General features: G+C 39.0%; 15 protein-coding genes and 1 riboswitch. Of the genes, 8 read left to right on the forward strand and 7 right to left on the reverse strand.

The annotated features are described in order from the left end of the window. Positions 1-224: 224 nt before the first annotated feature. From H9N25_RS20070 to H9N25_RS20080, 3 genes are all read left to right on the forward strand, one after another. A complete protein-coding gene (locus H9N25_RS20070; protein WP_190327015.1) occupies positions 225-2,102 on the forward strand; it encodes a sensor histidine kinase in 1,878 nt (625 codons plus the stop codon). 8 nt (positions 2,103-2,110) lie between these two features. Beyond that, positions 2,111-2,752, forward strand: coding sequence for a response regulator transcription factor (locus H9N25_RS20075; protein WP_167295885.1), 642 nt, complete (start codon positions 2,111-2,113; stop codon positions 2,750-2,752). A gap of 78 nt (positions 2,753-2,830) precedes the next feature. Further along, positions 2,831-3,907, forward strand: coding sequence for a 3-oxoacyl-ACP synthase III family protein (locus tag H9N25_RS20080; protein WP_190327016.1), 1,077 nt, complete (start codon positions 2,831-2,833; stop codon positions 3,905-3,907). Here the strand turns inward: H9N25_RS20080 and H9N25_RS20085 are convergent. The 5 genes from H9N25_RS20085 to H9N25_RS20105 form a co-directional block, all read right to left on the reverse strand. After that, positions 3,904-5,391, reverse strand: coding sequence for a YfgM family protein (locus H9N25_RS20085; protein WP_190327017.1), 1,488 nt, complete (start codon positions 5,389-5,391; stop codon positions 3,904-3,906). The two genes, H9N25_RS20080 and H9N25_RS20085, sit on opposite strands and share 4 nt — an antisense overlap. 174 nt (positions 5,392-5,565) lie before the next feature. Beyond that, the gene (locus H9N25_RS20090) at positions 5,566-6,309 is read right to left on the reverse strand and encodes a zinc ribbon domain-containing protein (protein WP_167295888.1); all 744 of its coding nucleotides are present in this window, start codon (positions 6,307-6,309) and stop codon (positions 5,566-5,568) included. After that, positions 6,309-7,406: a Nif3-like dinuclear metal center hexameric protein gene (locus tag H9N25_RS20095; protein ID WP_190327018.1), complete on the reverse strand. Its 1,098-nt coding sequence runs from the start codon at positions 7,404-7,406 to the stop codon at positions 6,309-6,311. Before H9N25_RS20095 ends, H9N25_RS20090 begins: the two co-directional genes overlap by 1 nt. A 125-nt stretch (positions 7,407-7,531) precedes the next feature. After that, positions 7,532-7,918 (reverse strand): TM2 domain-containing protein, encoded by a 387-nt coding sequence (locus H9N25_RS20100; protein WP_090497432.1) that lies wholly within the window; start codon positions 7,916-7,918, stop codon positions 7,532-7,534. A gap of 5 nt (positions 7,919-7,923) precedes the next feature. Continuing rightward, entirely contained in the window at positions 7,924-8,226 is a 303-nt protein-coding gene (locus tag H9N25_RS20105; RefSeq protein ID WP_167295890.1) for a DUF2752 domain-containing protein, read from the reverse strand. Positions 8,227-8,456: 230 nt separating this feature from the next. Between H9N25_RS20105 and mfd the strand changes: the two genes are divergently transcribed. Beyond that, positions 8,457-11,795, forward strand: coding sequence for a transcription-repair coupling factor (mfd, locus tag H9N25_RS20110; protein ID WP_190327019.1), 3,339 nt, complete (start codon positions 8,457-8,459; stop codon positions 11,793-11,795). 103 nt (positions 11,796-11,898) lie between these two features. After that, the gene (locus H9N25_RS20115) at positions 11,899-12,120 is read left to right on the forward strand and encodes a DUF3820 family protein (RefSeq protein ID WP_029274918.1); all 222 of its coding nucleotides are present in this window, start codon (positions 11,899-11,901) and stop codon (positions 12,118-12,120) included. A 295-nt stretch (positions 12,121-12,415) separates the two neighbouring features. Here the strand turns inward: H9N25_RS20115 and H9N25_RS20120 are convergent, their stop codons facing one another. Continuing rightward, complete coding sequence (locus tag H9N25_RS20120; RefSeq protein WP_190327020.1) at positions 12,416-13,132, reverse strand: DsbA family oxidoreductase; 717 nt, start codon at positions 13,130-13,132, stop codon at positions 12,416-12,418. Between the two features lie 84 nt (positions 13,133-13,216). Then, on the reverse strand, positions 13,217-15,913 hold the full coding sequence (locus H9N25_RS20125) for a M14 family metallopeptidase (protein ID WP_190327021.1): 2,697 nt from the start codon (positions 15,911-15,913) through the stop codon (positions 13,217-13,219). Positions 15,914-16,036: 123 nt separating this feature from the next. Beyond that, a riboswitch (cobalamin riboswitch) is annotated at positions 16,037-16,244 on the forward strand. Between the two features lie 196 nt (positions 16,245-16,440). Here H9N25_RS20125 and metE point away from each other — a divergent pair. The 3 genes from metE (at position 16,441) to H9N25_RS20140 (ending at position 20,172) form a co-directional block, all read left to right on the forward strand. Then, on the forward strand, positions 16,441-18,774 hold the full coding sequence (gene metE, locus H9N25_RS20130; RefSeq protein ID WP_190327022.1) for a 5-methyltetrahydropteroyltriglutamate--homocysteine S-methyltransferase: 2,334 nt from the start codon (positions 16,441-16,443) through the stop codon (positions 18,772-18,774). 284 nt (positions 18,775-19,058) lie between these two features. Next, a complete protein-coding gene (locus H9N25_RS20135) occupies positions 19,059-19,445 on the forward strand; it encodes an acyl-CoA thioesterase (RefSeq protein ID WP_167295895.1) in 387 nt (128 codons plus the stop codon). 61 nt (positions 19,446-19,506) lie between these two features. Further along, the gene (locus H9N25_RS20140) at positions 19,507-20,172 is read left to right on the forward strand and encodes a class I SAM-dependent methyltransferase (protein WP_190327023.1); all 666 of its coding nucleotides are present in this window, start codon (positions 19,507-19,509) and stop codon (positions 20,170-20,172) included. The last annotated feature ends 72 nt before the right edge of the window (positions 20,173-20,244 follow it).

Here is a 20,244-nt window from a genome sequence, read left to right on the forward strand (position 1 = left end):
CTCCTCAAAACATACGATTGGGCATTTGCCATCTGTACTATAAACAGGAGTCAAATAATAGCTAAGAAGTTTTTCATTTTTAAGTCGTTTAGTTTGATATAAAAGTAATCGATAGCCAAAGTGATTTTATATACCCTTTACTCGGTATATTTAGTGTTTATTTTATATCTTATATTTATGAAATATTGATTGGCAGTTAAAGAATGCCACTAATTCTCTCATCAATGAACAAAGTTTTTTTTCTATTCTTATTTCTCCTATTTCAATTACAGGTATGCTTTGCGCAACAGGGCAGCCCCATTTTAATAGATACGGCCAAAAAATTCAACATCAGTGAGCATGGGTATTTCTATGAGGACAAAAATTTAAACCTGAACATCGATTCTATTATAAAATATAAGCAGGCTGGCAAACTCACCCCACTAATACCAAGAAAAGTTTTTAGTAAAGGCTATACCCAATCTTATTACTGGGTTGCTTTTGATATAGAAAATACCCTCGAACAAGCAGTACACCTTATGTTTAAGGAGCAGAGCTCAAGCATTAACCAGCTTCAGCTGTTTAAAGTGGACGAGCTTGGGAAGATTTATCCGCTAGGCTTAACCGGCGATCATTTTCCTTTTAAACAACGTCCGTATCGCAATAGAAGCTTTATCTACCCAATAGTTCTTTTGCCCCATGAAAAAGCAACTTTCTATTTATGGGCTGATAAACGTGGGCAGAATATGTACATGCCGATGTCTATTGGGCGCGACGTTGATATTATTCAGGCAGAAATTCCACAACATACATTATTTGGATTTTATACCGGAATTTTTGTTTTTGCTGTAATATTTAACCTATTACTGTTTGCCTCTGTTAGAGATAATATCCACCTATATTATGCGATTTACATTTTCTGTACCTTAATTTTTATTTTGGAAGAAGAGGGCTTGGCTTTTCAATGGTTTTACCCAAACTTACCAGGTCTCCAGGATTATATGCGGTTAATTATGGCATCATTGAGCTGTGGTTTACTGATTCAGGTAATGCAACTATTTGTAAACCAGAATCAATCCAATAGTCGCTTATACCGCTTTACCAACTATTATAAGCGGTTCTGTTGGGCCATGTCGATTATACCAGTGTTTATGCTGTTCAAATCATTTATCATCTTAGAAAAAACCGTTTTTTATATCAACAATTTCCTGGCGTTGCTCACTGTTATCGTGATTATTGTATGTGTAGTTGAAAGGATCAGGGCAGGGTATAAGCTGGGTTGGTACTATTTTATTGCTACATTGATGTTGTTATTTGGCGTTTTCAATTATGTTTTTAATACGCTGGGGCTAACCAATTTTAACCTGCTAAAGCCAAATGGTTTAGTGGTGGGTTTAACAGCCGAAATCATTTTCCTTTCATTTGCATTAACACAGCGTTATAATTTTCTAAAAAAAGAAAAAGAAATCCTGCTGGAAGAAAAGAGTAAACATCAGGTAGATCTGGCAGATGGCATTTTTAATGCGCAGGAAGATGAAAGAACCCGGCTTGCCCGCGATCTGCATGATGATTTAGGCGGCACGCTCTCCATTATTAAATTAAACATCACGGCCTTTCAACACAAGGTTTTAAAACTACCTGAAAATGAACGTGCATTTTATAATCAAACCATTAGCATGATCGAAAAGGCCTGTACCGATTTAAGGGAAATTTCGCATAATTTAATGCCTAAAAACTTTGAACAACTGGGCTTGATCGAAACGCTTAAAGAAAATTTTATTTCCTTAAACCATTCGGGTAAAATTGCTTTCGAATTTGTTTATCAAGTAGAACATCCCATCGAAAGCAACATGGAAATTACCATTTACCGTATCGTTAATGAATTGGTAAATAACATCAACAGGCACTCTTTGGCGACCAAAGCAACCATCCAGATGTTATCTTTTAATGAAGGGATCAATATTATGGCTGAAGACAATGGTATTGGCTTTAGTCAGGAAGAGGATAAAACGGGACTAGGCATGCAGAATATACGCTCAAGGGTAAACTATCTGAACGGGAAAATCCAGGTAGACAGTAATCCGAATGGTACAACAATCGCTATTGATATACCGCTGAAATAATGGACACGATGGAACAAAAACCGACCACATTAATGATCGCAGATGATCATAAACTGTTTGCCGAAGGATTATCGGCCATCCTTTCAGAACAGCCCAACTTTAAGGTTATTGGTACGGCGTCAAACGGAAAGGAAATCCTGCATCTGTTAAATCACCAAATACCCGATATTCTAATCCTTGATCTGAACATGCCTGTTTTAGATGGAGAAATTGCAGCCGAAAAAATAAGGCAACTATTTCCCTCGGTAAAAATTATGGTATTATCGATGTATTATACGGTTAAATTAGCAGCCAAACTAGAAAGTATAGGGGTAAAAGCTTTTGTTCAAAAAGATACCGATGCAGAAACGCTGTTTACAATTATATCCGATTTACAGTTAGGTGAAAAATATTTCCAGAAAACAAAACCCGATGTTCAGCCCTCAGTATTTAACGATGGAGATCATTTTCAAAAAAGCCACAATTTAACTACGAGAGAAATGGAAATCCTGCAATTGATCAGCGAAGACTACTCTTCCCAGCAAATTGCCCAAAAATTATTTATAGCTTTAAACACTGTTGATACGCACCGGAAAAACATGGCACAGAAGCTAAATGTAAGCGGGAAAGCAGGGTTATTAAAATTCGCAATAGAAAATAAGCTACGCTAAAATTTAATATATTTTCGATTATCGAATATAATTGATATTTTTATACTACATACCGTTTTAGTATGCGGTATTATAATTATGAGCAAAGTGATAAATACGGTAATTGCCGGAACTGGAAGTTACATTCCACAGAATATTATTTCCGGCAACGAATTCTTGAATTCTACATTTTTTGAGAATGGGAACCGGCTGGAAAAAGAGAACTCAGAGATTATTCATAAATTCTCTGAAATTACGGAAATCGTGGAACGGCGCTACGCATGCCCCGAGCAGTTAAGCAATCATATCGGCGCAAAGGCTGCAGAAAAAGCTATAGAAAACGCAGGTATTGATAAAGAAACCTTAGACTATATTATATTTTGTCATAATTTTGGCGACATCCCTTTGGGCAGCAACCGCATTGATATTTTGCCGTCTTTAGCCTCAAAGGTAAAACAACAACTAGGTATTCAAAATCCAGACTGTGTTGCATACGACATCATTTTTGGTTGCCCAGGATGGGTGCAAGGTGCAATACAGGCAGATTATTATATTAAAAGCGGAGATGCAAAACGTGTTATGGTTATTGGTGCAGAAACCTTAAGCCGTATTATCGATCCACATGACCGTGATAGTATGATCTTTTCGGATGGTGCCGGAGCTGTAATCTTTGAAGCCGAAGAGTCAGAAGAAAAAAGAGGAATATTAGCCCACAAAACAGAAACGCACGCCGTAAACCATGGTAATTTGCTCACTATGGGCAAAGGATCGCATCCTGATGAAACCAGTGGAAACTTTTACCTGAAAATGAATGGACGTAAACTGTACGAGTTTGCGGTAGTCCAGGTGCCACAGGTCATTAAAAAAGCTATCGATAAAGCAGGCCTAAGTGTTGAAGATGTAAATATTGTATTCGTTCACCAGGCCAACGGAAAAATGGATACCGCCATCATGAAACGTCTGTTCAAGCTTTATGGAAAAGATACCGTGCCCGAAAACTTAGTCCCAATGACAATTTCATGGTTAGGAAACAGTTCGGTTGCCACTATACCTACCTTGTTAGACCTGGTATTAAAAGGTGAAGTTAAAGGCTATAAAGTTAAGCCTGGCGATGTAGCTGTCTTTGCATCTGTAGGAGCTGGCATGCACATTAATGCTTTTATACACCGTTTCTAATTGGCTAACCGTTTTAAACCGGCCCTGGCCTGGCTTTCAATACTGCTTTCAAACTCATGATTTTTCATGGCAATGGCAATATTGAAAGCCTCTTTTGCTTTCGCAATATTTTTCCTTCTTTCATAAACCTTGCCCATCTGCACCGCAGCGTTTGCAGCAAAATAATATTTCAGGTTTTTTCCTTCGTTAATCGTCTCCTGATAAGCTGCTAACGCTTGATCATCTTTCCCTAAATCATCATAAATTCTGCCCAAACGGTAATTTAATTCCGTTTTGTCTTTATCGTTGCTATAATCCGTTACTTTTTTATCTGCAAGGATCTGCAGGGCCCTGTTTAAATAACCGCCATCAAACAACAGTCTGGCTTTTAAAAGATCAATGGTTGGCGTTCCTGAAGCAGCTTCGGCTTTAGCCTGCTTATCTTTTTCCATGTAGGTGTATCCGTTTTTAACTGCCTTTGCTGCAAATGCCCCATATCCTTCTTTATCTCCCTTCAGAAGAGCGATCCAGCCTAAATGAAGGTAAGCGTCCTTCACAAAATTAACGCCTTTCGTTGTCTGCAAAAAGCGGTTAAAATGAGCTGCCGCATTAAAGTCTAGTTTGTTCAGATGGGCAATACCCTCCAGATAATCTAAATAAGGAAAAGGTTGGTATACTCCTCCCTCTGGCCGCTTTGCCAAAATAGCAATAGCTTCTTCGCTATGTCCGTTTTTAATGCATACATAACTCTGCAAATAACTTTTTAATAAGCTGGTATCGGCAATCCGTTCGGTATATTTTATGGTTTTTGCATATGCCTGTGGGCTATGTGCCACATCGGTTAATACATAGGCATAGTAAAACACTACTTCCTCGTAAAAAGGCTCGTAGGAAGATTTCGGTAGGTTGTCGGCCAGTTTTTCGAACATATTTAATCCGTTCTGAAGATTTCCTTTAATTCCAAAAGTAGATAGTGCCGTTTTTAATGCTCCATCCGGAAGATTGCCCAAAACAGCATTAATCAGCCCCAAGCCTTTTAAGTTGAGGTGAAAATTGGGGAACTTCTTATTGTTTTCCTGCAAAAGGCTGTTGGCTTTCTTAACTTCCATTGCGGCATTAAAATATTCACCAAAGCGCCCACGGATTAACGCCCATTGCAAATTAATTTCTGCCTGTGCGTAAAGATAATAGGGAGAGCTTTTATCGTCATCACTTATTTGATCTAAGCGTGCAGATTTATTAACCTTTAAACGATCGAAATCGGCTTTACTCTCAGAAGTTAAAACCGTAAAATAATCTACATAATTTTCTAAAAGCGGAATAATGGAATTATTGGGGTGTTGTTTTTTCTCTGTAGAGATATAAGCCTTCGCATTGCCTAACTTAAGTTCGAATATACTTTTATAAGCATTTAAGCAATTGTTGTTAAAGTCGAAATTTGCAAATAAGGATGCTGGAAGCAGGAGAAGAGCAGAAAACGCAAAAACAAAGAAGATTTTAGTCATTCGGGAATATATTTCAGTTTGATCCTGCACCAGAGCAGTAGTAGTTCACATTTAAACAAATATCTACATAAAACGTTAAAATCATATTCTTGTTTTGTGTATACGCCAGAAAATTGGCCTAAACAAAAAACGTCCCGGTTTAATCGGGACGTTCTAATAATTTTATGATGCGAATTAAGCTTCTGCTACTTCGTGCGTTAAAGCTTCATCAACCAAAATACGACCGCAGTGTTCGCAAACGATAATTTTTTTACGTTGGCGGATATCTAACTGACGTTGTGGTGGAATCTGGTTAAAACAACCCGAGCAAGAATCGCGATCGATTGTTACTACTGCTAAACCGTTTACTGCATTTTTGCGTAAACGTTTGTAGGCAACCAATAAACGCTCCTCAATCAGTGGCTCGGCTTTATCAGCTTTCTTTTGTAAATCCTGCTCTTCTTTTTCAGTTTCTGCAGTAATTACATCAAGTTCACCTTTTTTAACTTCTAAATCTTTCTTTCTGCCATCTAACTCCGCTTTAGCAGCTTCATAGATTTCAGTTTTAGAAGCGATTTCGAAACCGTGTTCTTTAATTTTCTTTTCAGAAACCTGAATATCTAAACCTTGAATCTCAATTTCTTTCGTTAAAGCATCGTATTCACGGTTGTTTTTAACTTCTTTTAATTGAGAATCGTATCTTTTGATGGCAGCTTGCGCATCTTTAATTGTATTTTTACGCGTTACGATTGAATCCTCCAGATCATCAAGTTCTCCTTTGATTTTTGCAATTCTAGTTTCTAATCCTAAAACGTCATCCTCAAGATCGGCAACTTCCATTGGTAATTCACCACGTACCTGGCGGATCTTATCAATTTTTGTGTGGATATTTTGTAATTCGTATAAAGCTTTTAGCTTTTGTTCTACGGTTTGTTCCATTAAAACAAGTAATTTATGGGGTTTGTATTTTGCTCCGTTAAACGGATTGCAAAGTTAGTAAATTTTTTCTGAATAATTTCAAGCAATAAATTTGAGGTAAATTGTTCAGTTTCAAAGTGTCCGATGTCAGCAATGATCAATTTTTCCTCAGCATCGAAAAACTCGTGATATTTAAAATCTGCGGTAATAAAAGCATCTGCTCCGGCAGCAATGGCTTCTTTTAACAGGAAGCTTCCGGAACCGCCGCAAACCGCCACTTTTTTGATTCTTTTGCCAATTACTTCCGTATGTCTAACCACTTTAGCCTGCATTCTATCTTTTACCAGATGCAGAAAATCGTAGGCATCCATATCGTATTCCAGCCAGCCCACCATGCCCGAACCCACCAATTGGTGTTTATTTTCGAGTTTGTAAATATCGTAGGCCACTTCCTCATAAGGATGGTTCTCGAACAAAGCAACCAAAATTTTACGTTCAGATTGTGTAGGATAAACCATTTCAATCCGCACTTCGGCCTCGCGGTGGCGAACACCTCTTTCACCTACAAAAGGATCAGCATCTTCGTTACCTTTAAAGGTGCCAAAGCCATCGGCATTGAAACTGCACTCACTATAGTTGCCAATATTGCCTGCACCCGCATAAAATAGTGCCGATCGTAATTGCTCTGCCTGTGCCTGCGGGCAATAGGTAACCAGTTTTTTCAACAAACCAGCTTTTGGCGATAGCACTTTCGTTCCAGTTAAACCCAAACGCGCACAAATCATCGCATTTACACCGGTATGGATACTATCAAGATTGGTGTGGATAGCATAAAGTGCAATATTATTCCTGATTGCCTTTAATACTACGCGCTCTACGTAATTTTTGCCATTAAGCTTTTTTAAACCTTTAAAAACGATGGGGTGATGGGTTATAATCAGATTGCAGCCTGTCGAAATCGCTTCATCTACAATTTTTTCTAAGCAATCTAAAGCTACCAAAGCACCGTGAACTTCCATATTCGGATCGCCCACTATTAAACCAGAGTTATCGTAATCTTCCTGATAATTAAGCGGCGCTATGCTTTCTAAATAATTGGTAATTTCAGCTAATTTCATTTTATAAATATAGAAATTTCATTGTTTTCTTTTTCTGTCAATGCTGAGGTACGACACTTCATTTAACAGAAAAAATCCGCGTCCAATTTATTTGGATACGGATGTAAATATCAAGATTAGTTATCCTAGAATTTTCCTGCCTGCTGGAATCCACCGCCCATTCTTACCATCTGTAAGCTTTCGAAAACCATTTTCTGATTGTGTTCAAAAGCGAGTGTTTTGTGATTTACCACATCGATAATCGATCCGATAAAACATAAACCTGCGGTTAGAAGATATAAAATACCCATTCCGATCTGACCGATGATAAACCTTTGTAAGCCTGGAACAGCAAACAGTCCGATTAAGCAGAAAATCAACATGTCAGATGGATTTTTTCTTTTACTGCTATAAACCATCAAGAAATTACGCAACTGCTCTTCAGTTAAACCTGTTGTTGCTTGTTGTAAATATGAGTATTCCTCTGGTGTTATACCTGGTAACGACATTAGAGGTGATTGAAATATATCCATGGTTTCTATGTATTTGTAGTTGAAATTTTAAACTTATTTTTATTTTTTATCAATGTGTAAATTCTATAAACTATAATCAAAAGTGCCGGAAACCCAAACCAATGTTCGGAAAAGCTTTCGGTAAACTCGCCATGTAAAATATGACTGATTGACCTGCCTATGCCACATCCCGGACACCAATCCTGAAAGCCCAAATTGGCTAGCGGACAAAGCGTGAAGTGATGTTCGTGGCCATTCGCTGTTGCCAATAACACTAATGCTGTTACCCAGAAAACCAGTTCTAAAGGAAAGCGCTTAATGTTGTTCATTGTTTCACTTTTTATATAATTTAGAGGTTATAGCCCCACCTTTGTTACATCAATTTGCCCTTAATCGACGAAAGGGGGATATATTTCGACCAAACTTGCGATACAATCTAAGAATAAGTGGTTATTTATTTCCCAAAATTGTTTTTTGTAGGCAAACCCGTCAAAAATAGTTAAAAAAACCTTTACACAAATTGCAGGTTAATATTAAAAGATAAGCTTATTTTTGTGCCTTGAACATTCGCGATTTAATAAACAGATACAAAACCGACGATAGGGTAACTCAATTTACCAAAGCGTTGAACAGCACTAAAAACCCAAAGATACAATTAAAGGGATTGGTGGGTTCGGCTGATGCTATTGTTGCCCTTTCTTCTTATTTCCTATTACACAAGCCCTTACTGTTCGTTTTGCCAGACCGGGAAGAAGCCGCATATTTTCAGTCTGACCTGGAAAGCGCGCTCGAAAAGCAGGTTTTATTATTCCCTTCCTCGTACCGCAAATCTTTCGATTTTACGCAGGTAGATACAGCAAACGTACTGGCCCGTGCAGAGGTACTGAACGAATTGAATCACGATTCGGAGTATGGCAAAATTGTAGTTTCTTACCCCGAAGCCATTGCCGAAAAGGTGATTGACCGCTCTGCTTTAGAAAAAAACACTTTAGAAATCAGTTTGGGAGCCAAGTTGGGCATCGATTTTATTAACGAATTTTTAATTGATTACGATTTCGACCGAAGAGACTTTGTTTACGAACCAGGGCAATTTTCTATCCGTGGTGGCATTGTAGATATATTTTCTTTCTCTTCTGATTTGCCTTACCGCATTGAGTTTTTTGGTGATGAAGTAGAAAGTATCAGAAGTTTTGAAATTGAAAGTCAGCTTTCGGTTGCCGATGTTAAATCGCTTACCATTGTACCTAATGTTCAGGCAAAATTTTTAACAGAAAGCAATATCAGCATCCTCGATTATATCGACCAGGATACACAACTCTGGTTTAAGGATGTAGAGTTTACCCTCGATATTGTTAAAGCTGGCTTTAAAAAGGCTGTTGAACTGTGGAAAGCGCTACCAGCGGCAGATAAAAGCCAAAACCCAGAATGGATTGATCCGAAATTTGCCTTTACTGACGAAAAGTTACTGGGCGATCATCTTCAGGATTTTCCAATCATCGAATTCGGGAAGCAGTTTTTTTATAAAACAGACAACCGCTTTGAATTTGAAACCAAGCCACAGCCTTCATTTAACAAAGATTTTAATCTCCTTATCCATAACCTTAAGGAAAACGAAAAAGAAGGCATTGTTAATTTTATTTTTACCGATTCACCAAAACAGATTGAGCGTTTATATGCCATTTTAGAGGATATTGATAAAACAGCCAAGTTTACACCGATCAATAGCATGCTGCGCGAAGGTTTTGTAGATCCGCAGATTCAAACGGCATTTTACACCGATCACCAGATTTTCGATCGATATTACAAATACAAACTTAAAAAAGGCTATCAGAAAAGCCAGGCCATTACCCTGAAAGATTTAAGGGAACTTAAATCAGGTGATTATGTTACCCACATCGACCATGGGATCGGAAAGTATGCCGGATTGGAAAAAGTAGAAGTTAACGGCAAAACCCAGGAGATGATCCGTTTAATTTATGCAGATAACGACCTACTTTATGTAAACATCAACTCGTTAAACCGCATTGCCAAATATAGCGGTAAGGAAAGCGGAGTGCCTAAGATGAATAAATTGGGTACTGATGCCTGGGACAAGCTAAAAAAAACTACTAAAAAAAAAGTTAAAGATATCGCCCGGGACCTGATCAAGCTCTATGCTTTGCGCAAAACCCAGGCAGGAACCGCGTTTTCTCCAGATAGTTATTTACAAACAGAATTGGAGGCTTCTTTTATTTACGAAGATACACCCGATCAGTTAAAGGCTACCCAAGACGTGAAAAAGGATATGGAATCGCCACATCCAATGGACCGTTTAGTGTGTGGTGATGTGGGCTTCGGAAAAACAGAGATTGCCGTACGCGCGGCATTTAAAGCAGTAGCAGAAGGAAAACAAGCGGCGGTTCTGGTACCAACAACTATTTTGGCCTTACAGCATTTCAAAACTTTTTCTTCACGCTTAAAAGATTTCCCGGTTACCGTTGATTACATTAACCGTTTTAAAACCAGTAAACAGATTAAGGATACATTGGCCGAAGCAGCTGCAGGCAAAGTTGATATTTTGATCGGCACACACCGTTTGCTGAGCAAGGATGTAAAGTTTAAGGATCTCGGCATCATGATTATTGATGAGGAGCAGAAATTTGGCGTTACTGCAAAAGAAAGGCTAAAAGCGGTTAGGGTAAATGTTGATACTTTAACCCTTACAGCAACTCCGATCCCGAGAACGCTGCATTTCTCTTTAATGGGCGCAAGAGATTTATCCATTATCAGCACGCCACCGCCAAACCGCCAGCCGGTTAGTACCGAATTACATGTTTTTAATGATAAACTGATTCAAGAGGCCGTTCAGTTCGAATTAGACCGCAGCGGACAGGTTTTCTTTATCCATAACCGCGTAAACGACCTGATGCAATTGGGTGGCTTAATCCAGAAACTGGTTCCAAAAGCAAGAATCGGTATTGCGCATGGCCAACTAGATGGCGATCAACTGGAAGATGTAATGCTCGATTTCATTAATGGAGAAAAAGATGTTCTGGTAGCCACCACGATTATAGAAGCGGGTTTAGATATTCCGAATGCCAATACCATCATCATTAACCATGCACATATGTTTGGTTTGAGCGATTTGCACCAGATGCGTGGCCGGGTAGGCAGGAGCAACAAAAAAGCTTTCTGTTATTTACTTTCTCCACCCTTATCTACTTTAACTTCTGAAGCACGGAAACGTTTAAGTGCTATTGAAGAGTTTTCTGACTTAGGAAGCGGTTTTAATGTAGCTATGCGCGATTTGGATATCCGTGGAAGTGGAAATTTATTGGGTGCCGAGCAGAGTGGTTTCATTGCTGAAATTGGTTTTGAAATGTACCACAAAATATTGGATGAGGCTATTCAGGAACTAAAAGAAGCAGAATTTAAAGGCCTCTTCGAAAATGAACCTGCCCGTCCGTTTGTGGGCTTTACACAGGTAGATACAGACCTTGAATTGTATATCCCTGACGCATACATCACCAATATCACCGAGCGTTACAATTTATATACCGAGCTTTCTAAACTTGATAACGAAGCAGAATTAGCCATTTTTGAAAAACATTTGGCCGACCGTTTCGGTCCGGTTCCGCCGCAAGTAAAAACGATGCTAAGTGTGGTGCGCTTGCAGTGGCTGGGCAAGAAACTGGGCTTCGAGAAAATCAGTTTTAAGAAAAATAGTTTACGCGGGTATTTCTTAAGCGATAAACAATCGGCTTATTTCGATTCGAATACCTTTACCAAGATTTTAACTTTTGCGCAGAACCACCCGCGTATGTGTAATTTAAAAGAAGTAAAAAATACCTTAAGGATTGCTTTCGATAACATAAGTACTGTTGAAGAAGCCATTCAAACTTTAGAACTTATTGACTAAAAACGTTAATTCAGTCAACGGACAGACTCAATTAACGTTAATTCGGTCAATGAACTGACTGAATTAATGTTTTTTAAATTATCAGCACTACCTTAAAACAAAAATGTTAGATCCAACCTTATTGCTCGATTTAGTGAAAATGCAAATGCCTTATGGAAAGTATAAAGGTTACCTGATCTGTAATATCCCCGAAAGTTATTTGCTGTGGTATAAGGATAAAGGCTTCCCAAAAGGGAAATTAGGCGATTTAATGGCTACTATGTTCGAAATCCGGGTAAATGGTTTAGAGTATTTATTAACGCCGTTGAAGAATCAAAATCGGTAGTTAAGAATGATAGGTTAATGCGAACATTTATTCCGGGCTATTGTCTTCCCGAACCAAAAGTGATGGTGGCAGGTATAGAGGAATCGTCATTCCCAACTTGATTGGGAATCGTAATGCCTTAGTAGGGTCGCAGGTTGCATTAAGATTCCCGCCTGCGCGGGAAAGACGACCGTTTTGAATAGACATCTCCATTGCGCTGCGCTTCAGGAGATGACGACTAATCTGTAAAAACCGCAGATCAACATTTATCGCAGAAAAAATCTGCGGAGATCAGCGTAATCTGCGGGAAACAATGCTATATCTCACAACCATTTTCATCACAAACGGCATCATCATTTTTGTTTAATGAAGTAAGCGTAGTTTTTGGCTGGGCAGATTTCCACTCGGCAAAACTTTGGGTAAGTGCATCGGTAAATGCCTGAACAGGCTGAGCGCCCGAAACACCATATTTACGGTCCATTACAAAATAAGGCACACCACGGATCCCTAAATTCTGGCTTTCATAAATATCATAACGAACGGCTTCGGCAAATTCATTTCCATTCAAAACCGATTTGGCCTCGTCCTTATCCAAACCAATTTCTACAGCAAGATCAATCAAAACATCAATTTCGCCGATATTTTTACTGTTCACAAAATGTGCTTCAAACAGTTTCTCTTCGGCTAAATCCTGAAGATTATGTTTTGCTGCTAAATGGATCAAACGATGTGCGTTAAATGTATTTGCAGGAATATTCGTATCAAAATCCATCTTCAAACCAGCATTTGCAGCCATATCCGCTACCTGTTTGGTCATTTGTTTAGCCTGTTCAATGGGCATTCCCTTGCTTCTCGAAAGGTAATCGTATACTGTTTCGTTATTCGTATTATGGTACTCAGGATTGAGCTGATAACTTTTCCAATCGACTTCAATCTCGTTTTTGAACGGTAGTTTTTCTATCGCCTGTTCAAAATGTCTTTTTCCGATATAGCAAAACGGACACATTACGTCCGACCAGATTTCTACTTTCATAATACAAAATTAAGCTGATTACAGTTGGCTAAAGTAAGGCCAAAGTAAAAAGCCACTATCGTTCAGGATAGCGGCTTCTCAAATTTATTTATACAATTGGTTAAATATCAGCTTAAAAGTACCATGTGTTTGTGCCCTAAAAGCAATTTCAGGCCCAAAAGCAAGCAGTTTGCCTTTACCAACCCTCGCTTCGAAGGCCGTTACACCATCTTGCAGGTAAGCCTGCCCCCAGGCCCAGCCGCTGCGCAGCGGTGTGGCATTTTCGAACCACATTAAAGGTTTGATCTTTCCAGCCACAATGGCATCGCCTGTGAGCTTAAAAACAGGGCTATTATCGAAATATACATCAGCTTCCTTTTCCATGCCCCAATTGGTTGGTAAAGTAGTATCTACACCAACATTTAGAACACTTCCTGGAACATAATATTTTTCAGCAGGCAATCGTTTTTCTTCTCCGTTTACAATTTCAACCATTGCATTCCGAACCGGAAGATTTAAATGATAGGCCAAATTGGTGCTACTACCTATGGTTACAATATTGCCGCCTGCCTCCAAAAATTTCTTCAATTCAGGGATTGATTTGTCGGCGGTGATCCTACCCAAACGATTTCTAAATTCTTGAGGGATTTCTTCTGCCTTTGGTCCGAAAGATCTGTTTCCGAATCCTCCGCCTTGTACCGGCGGTATGGCTCCGCTCACAAAAACAATTACATCGTATTTAGATTTTAAGTTCCCCGCGTCAATATCCTGTGGATAAATTACCGTTGCGTTATAATGATATTGTTCCATTAAAAATCGCACCCAGCCCGAAGCCATAGAGCCGCCGTAAGTATCCCAAAGGGCAATCCTTCCTGCAGAAATTTTAATTTTATCTTTTGGGGCATTCGCACTTTTTAATTTGATATTCGCTTTTTCTAGTATTGCTTTTCCTGCTGATGAAACATAAAAATCGCCATTTTCAGTCGAACGGTAAACCTCAACTTTGCTTTTTAATAAATCATTAACCGCAGTATAAGAATCATTTTGTGCAGCACTTAACACATAGCCCGATCCATTTGGTAATTTGTTTTCTGATTTCAACAAAACACCATATGGACTTTTCTCAAACGGACCAGAAAAATCGTCGAGAATCCGATCAAATTTAACATCCATTAAATAGGCTAATGTCCATCCTGCAGCATCGTATGGCGGAATTGGAGCACCACCTTCGTATTTAAAATCGTTCGGGTGATCCTGAGGTTCGAACATATCCAAAACGTGTGGACGAAAAGCCTGATCGGTTTTTACGACATAACTTCCGGCAGGATAATTTTTCCCTGCAACGGTAAATGAAGCGGTTGCTTTTTGAACCACAATCCCTGTTCTGATCAAAGCATTTAAAAATTTAACTGCAGAGTTAAAATCAGGTTGATCGGCACTTAAAATATATCCGCGAGGATCTCTGTTTGCCGGAGCTTTCATCACCGTATCAAAAGCTTTCATACTGATCTGCCGTCTTGGCCCAAAATCGGCATCTCCGCCCGCAATTGCGGTACCTTTTTCGCCTTTTGCAGCGTTGTTAATGGCTTCAATTTTCTTTGGAGAGAACGACCAGGTATCTTTTTTACCTCGTTCTATTGAATTTCTGCCCATCTGATAAATGTTATACAACAATTCATCGCGGTAACGTTGTGCATAATTTAAAACAGCATAATTTAGTGATACCGAATAATCGATCGAGTTTTTAAAGTACCATTTCCTCGGGGTAATCGGGTTTGGCGAATCGCCGCTTGGCAATAAACGCGAAGGAACCAAAGGAATTTCAGAAGGAGTAGGGTTCCCGATAATTTCGGTCAAGAGCCCAATCATATTATGAAAATAAGTGGTGGTTCTTAGTCCGCCATTATACCAGGTAGAATAAACTGATCCTCCGCGTTGGGTATAACCAGGTTTATTTTCCACATTCATTCGGTTGTGCATGGCTGCACCAACCGCATCTAAACTGGTTAGTAAGGTTGGGTCGAAAACGTAATTGAACGGATCGCGGTAGGGAGGCCCAGCAACAACAGTTCCTGCCGGGCCAGCCTGATGGTGGTTATACATAATCTGCGGGATCCATTCGACAAAAAGCTGGCGACCAATATTCTGTGTTTCTTTAAGGTTTAGCATAAAGAAATCGCGGTTATTATCATGGCCTGCATATTTTTCATATAAAACGGGTAAGCCTGAGGTTGTTCTTTTCTTGGGATCTTTCTCTCTCATGTACCAATTGCTCACCAGTTCTTGCCCATCAGGGTTGGCATGGGTAAACAAAACGATTACATTATCCAAAATACGCAGGGTTTCCGGATCTTTTCTGGAGGCAAATTCATAAGCGGTTTCGATTAGTTGATGTGCGCCCACTACTTCGTTGGCATGTAAACCACCATCTATCCAAACTACTGCTTTACCTTCCTGGGCTAATGCTTTTGCCTGCTCGGGTGTAATTTCAGCATGCGCCAGTTGTTGCGAAATTTCTTTGTAACGGTCCAATTTCTTCAGGTTTTCGGGTGAAGAAACAATCAGCATATATTGGCTTCTGCCTTCTTCGGTTTTGCCAATATCAACCAGTTTAATGCGGTCAGAACTTGCCACGAGTTTCTTAAAGTAAGCTTCTGTTTGGGTATAATTGGCCAATTGATAATCGTCGCCGATATCAAAACCAAAATGCGATTTTGGCGTTGGCACTTCCTGTGCCAGTACAGCACAGCTATTTACCATTAAAAAAGCAACAAAAAGCCCTTTAAAGTAGATTTTTATCATAATAGTTTAGTTAGGTAATCAAATATAATAGAGAATATGCGCCAAAAACGGCTTGCTGTAAATTTGTTACAAGTTTTAAATCCTAATCCATACATTTGTCCTGATGTAAGTTCTTAACTTTATTTTTCATCAACCGATACAGGTTCCCGGAATTACACCCGGGATTAATAGGGAATCGTGTGCAAATCACGAGCTGTCGCGCAACTGTAAATTCTGTCTTTTATTAAAAAGACAACGGTCTTATCATTCATGCCACTGTGCCGTTTACCGGGATGGGAAGGCGATAAGATCGGGAATAAGTCAGGAGACCTGCCTATATTGAATTGACGGTACTTTCGCGTTATAAAGTAATTGGTCAGGTCTGATTGTACACGATAAAATTAAAATTTTATATGCTTGCTTTAAGCTTTTGGCTGATGAGCAGGTTGTTTGTGCCCAAACCTTTCCCTTTAATTTTTAACATAGAGTATTACAAAATAGTGCTTTAAGAGCTTTTAAACGATTTATTTACTTAATCTTTAAAAGAGATGCTAACGCAAAATCTGGGCTATCCGCGAATAGGTAGCCAAAGGGAATTAAAGAAAATCTGCGAAAATTACTGGGCAGATAAAACTGGGTACAAAAATGTACTTCAGGTGGGAAAAAACATTCGCCACGAAAACTGGAACCTTCAAAAAGAAGCTGGAATTGATATCATTCCCTCGAACGACTTTTCTTTTTATGATCATGTGCTCGATCATTCGTTAACTTTTGGTGCAATACCGAAAAGGTATAACGAAGTGATCCTGAAAAAAGGAAATTCGGAGCTTGATCTCTATTTTGCCATGGCCAGGGGTTATCAAAAAGAAGGATTAGATGTGGTAGCGATGGAAATGACCAAATGGTTCGATACCAATTACCATTACATCGTTCCTGAGTTTTACAAAAACCAGCCTTTTAAACTCTTCTCTACCAAAATTATCGATGAGTTTTACGAAGCAAAACAATTAGGCATTACTACAAAACCTGTTTTAATCGGACCGGTATCTTACCTTTTATTGGGAAAAGAAAAAGAAGCTGGCTTCGAAAAAATCGATCTGATCAAAAACTTGCTTCCAGTATATATCGAGATTTTATCTCGCTTAGATGCCTTGGGTGTAGAATATGTTCAGTTTGATGAGCCGTTTTTAACTTTAGACCTTACCGAAAAAGACAAAAAAGCTTATGAATATGTTTATAAAGAAATTAGAAAAGCTTTTCCAAGGTTAAAGATCGTTTTAGCAACTTATTTCGAAGGTTTAGGCAACAATCTTGCCTTAACTACTTCATTGCCAGTAAATGTTTTACATATCGATCTGGTACGCGCTGAAGGTCAATTGATAGATGTTTTAGCTTCGTTAAAAGAAGATACCATCCTTTCTTTAGGTTTGGTAGATGGAAGAAACATCTGGAAAAATGATTTCGAGAAATCTGTTTCAATCATTAACCAGGTTGTAGAAAAAAGAGGTCTGGATAAAGTGTGGATTGCCCCATCTTGTTCCCTAATACACTCGCCGGTTGATTTAGACAATGAAACCAATGAGCAAAACCTTTCGGCCGAAATTAAACAGTGGCTGGCTTATGCGAAACAAAAAATTGCTGAGGTCGTTACCTTAAAAAAACTCATCACCAACGAAAGCCCTGCATCTACCCTGCAAAAGCTTGAAGAAAATAAGACTGCGATTGCTAACCGTAAAGTTTCTAAAATCATCCACAATCCTGAAGTTAAACAACGTGTTTTAGCATTAAAAGAGCAGGATGCAGAACGTTTAAGCCCATTTTCTAGCCGAAAAATTAAACAACAGGAACTCAATCTACCAAGTTATGCCACTACAACCATCGGCTCATTTCCGCAAACGGCAGAGGTAAGGAGCTGGAGAGCAAAACTTAAAAACGGAACTTTTACCGTTGAAGAATATGATGACCTCATAGCAAAAGAAACCGCAAAAGCGGTAAACTGGCAGGAAGAAATCGATCTGGATGTTTTGGTTCATGGCGAATTTGAGCGCAACGATATGGTTGAATACTTTGGTGAACAGCTAGATGGTTTCGCCTTCTCTAAAAACGGTTGGGTACAGAGTTATGGTTCACGCTGTGTAAAACCTCCTATTATTTTTGGTGATGTTTCGCGCCCAAAACCTATGACAGTAAAGTGGACCGCCTATGCGCAGTCACTTACCACAAAATACATGAAAGGTATGTTAACCGGTCCTGTAACCATCTTACAATGGTCGTTTGTACGTAATGATCAACCTAGATCAGAAACCTGTACTCAGATTGCCCTGGCCATCCGCGATGAGGTTTGCGATCTGGAAAATGCAGGTATTAAAATCATCCAGATTGATGAACCAGCCATTAGAGAAGGTTTACCATTACGCAAAGCTGATTGGCAAACTTACCTGAACTGGGCGGTTAAAGCCTTTAAAATTTCGGCAAGCGGCGTGAAAGACGATACGCAGATCCATACGCACATGTGTTACTCTGAGTTTAACGATATCATCCAAAACATCGCCGATATGGATGCAGATGTAATCACGATCGAAACCTCACGTTCGCAGATGGAGTTATTAGACGCATTTGCCGATTTTAAATATCCAAACGAAATCGGCCCCGGGGTATACGACATTCACTCTCCAAGGGTTCCGAAGAGGGAAGAAATGGTTCAATTGCTTAAAAAAGCAAAAGCTGTTATTCCCTCCGGGCAACTCTGGGTAAACCCCGATTGCGGTTTAAAAACCCGTGGATGGGATGAAACCAAAAAAGCTTTGATAGAAATGGTTGAAGCCGCAAAAGAAATGCGTAAAACCGAAGAGGTGCTCGCTGCAGATCTTCAGGTGAATTAATTCTAATTTTGTCACACAGAAACCAATACTATTAAGTTAAGAATTCGATTGTTGTCAGTCTGAGCTTGTCGAAGACCCTTATCGTGAAATAACTAAAAAGACTGTCCTTCGACAAGCTCAGGATGACATCTTTTTAGTTATTTCGCTACTTAATTACATTACTGAAAGCACATTTTTTTACATTTCAGTATCCATTTCTCAAGGCAAACCTTTTACTTTGGCAATTTTCTACTAAAAATAACTAGAAAGTTGCCAAAGCTTTTTACAGCACCTATATTTAACCCATGACCCTAGAAGAAAGAATAGAAAATTCTAAAACCAGCATTTTTAAAGCCGTTTTCCCTAATACAACAAACCATTACGACACTCTTTTCGGTGGAACAGCCATGCATTTAATGGACGAAGTTGCTTTCATTACCGCAACCCGTTTTAGCCGTCAGATTATGGTTACTGTAAGCAGCGACAGGATAGACTTTAAAAAACCAATCCCCGCAGGCACTATCGTAGAGCTTATCGGCAAGGTAAAGCATGTGGGTAATACCAGTTTAAAAGTGAACGTAGAAATTTATATTGAGCAGATGTATGCCGAAGGAAGAGAATTGGCCGTTCATGGCGATTTTACTTTTGTGGCGATCGATGAAAATAAAAAGCCGGTTCAAGTGATCAAATAATCTCATAACCTCGGCAGAAAAGATGTAAAAAATCATAACGCCCAAATTTTTAAATTTGACTATGGAACATCAACTTTCTGAGGAAGACTTAAAAAATATTGCCAAACAATTGGCTTGTCCTGAAGGCGAACACGGCATTAAAACAGGCGAAATGATGCATGCCAATAATATCGGCATGACCACTTCTGCAATTGAGGCATTAAACCTTCAAAACAATGAAACCGTTTTAGAAATCGGTCATGGTAACGGCGGGCATATTGCTCAACTATTGTTAAAAGCAGAGAACCTCGCTTATTTTGGTGCTGATATTTCTGCAACCATTATTGCAGAAGCCGAAAAGATCAATCAGGATTTCATCACAAAAGGAAAAGTCCACTTTCAGTTAACAGATGGCCTTACATTACCATTTGATGATGATCGGTTCGATAAAGTTTTTACGGTTAATACGATATATTTTTGGACAAATCCAAGCGAATACCTCAGCGAAATTAAGCGGATATTAAGACCTGACGGCACTTTGGTTATATGTTTTGCTGATAAAACTTTCATGCAAAACCTGCCTTTTACTCCTTATGGCTTTACACTTTACGAAGTAGAAACCGTAAAAGAACTATTAGAAAAAGCGGGATTTACCATTAAAAATACGCTTAAAAAATTAGAGCAGGTACAAAGTAAAACAGGCGAACGAGTAGAAAGAGAATATTATGTTGTAACAGCTAATGTATAAAATAGCCCTCGTTTTTAACGAGGATTAGGGAGAATAGCGATTGTATAGCATGAGTATTGAACTGCTTTAATA

The organism is Pedobacter riviphilus, from assembly GCF_014692875.1.
Lineage (GTDB): Bacteria > Bacteroidota > Bacteroidia > Sphingobacteriales > Sphingobacteriaceae > Pedobacter > Pedobacter riviphilus.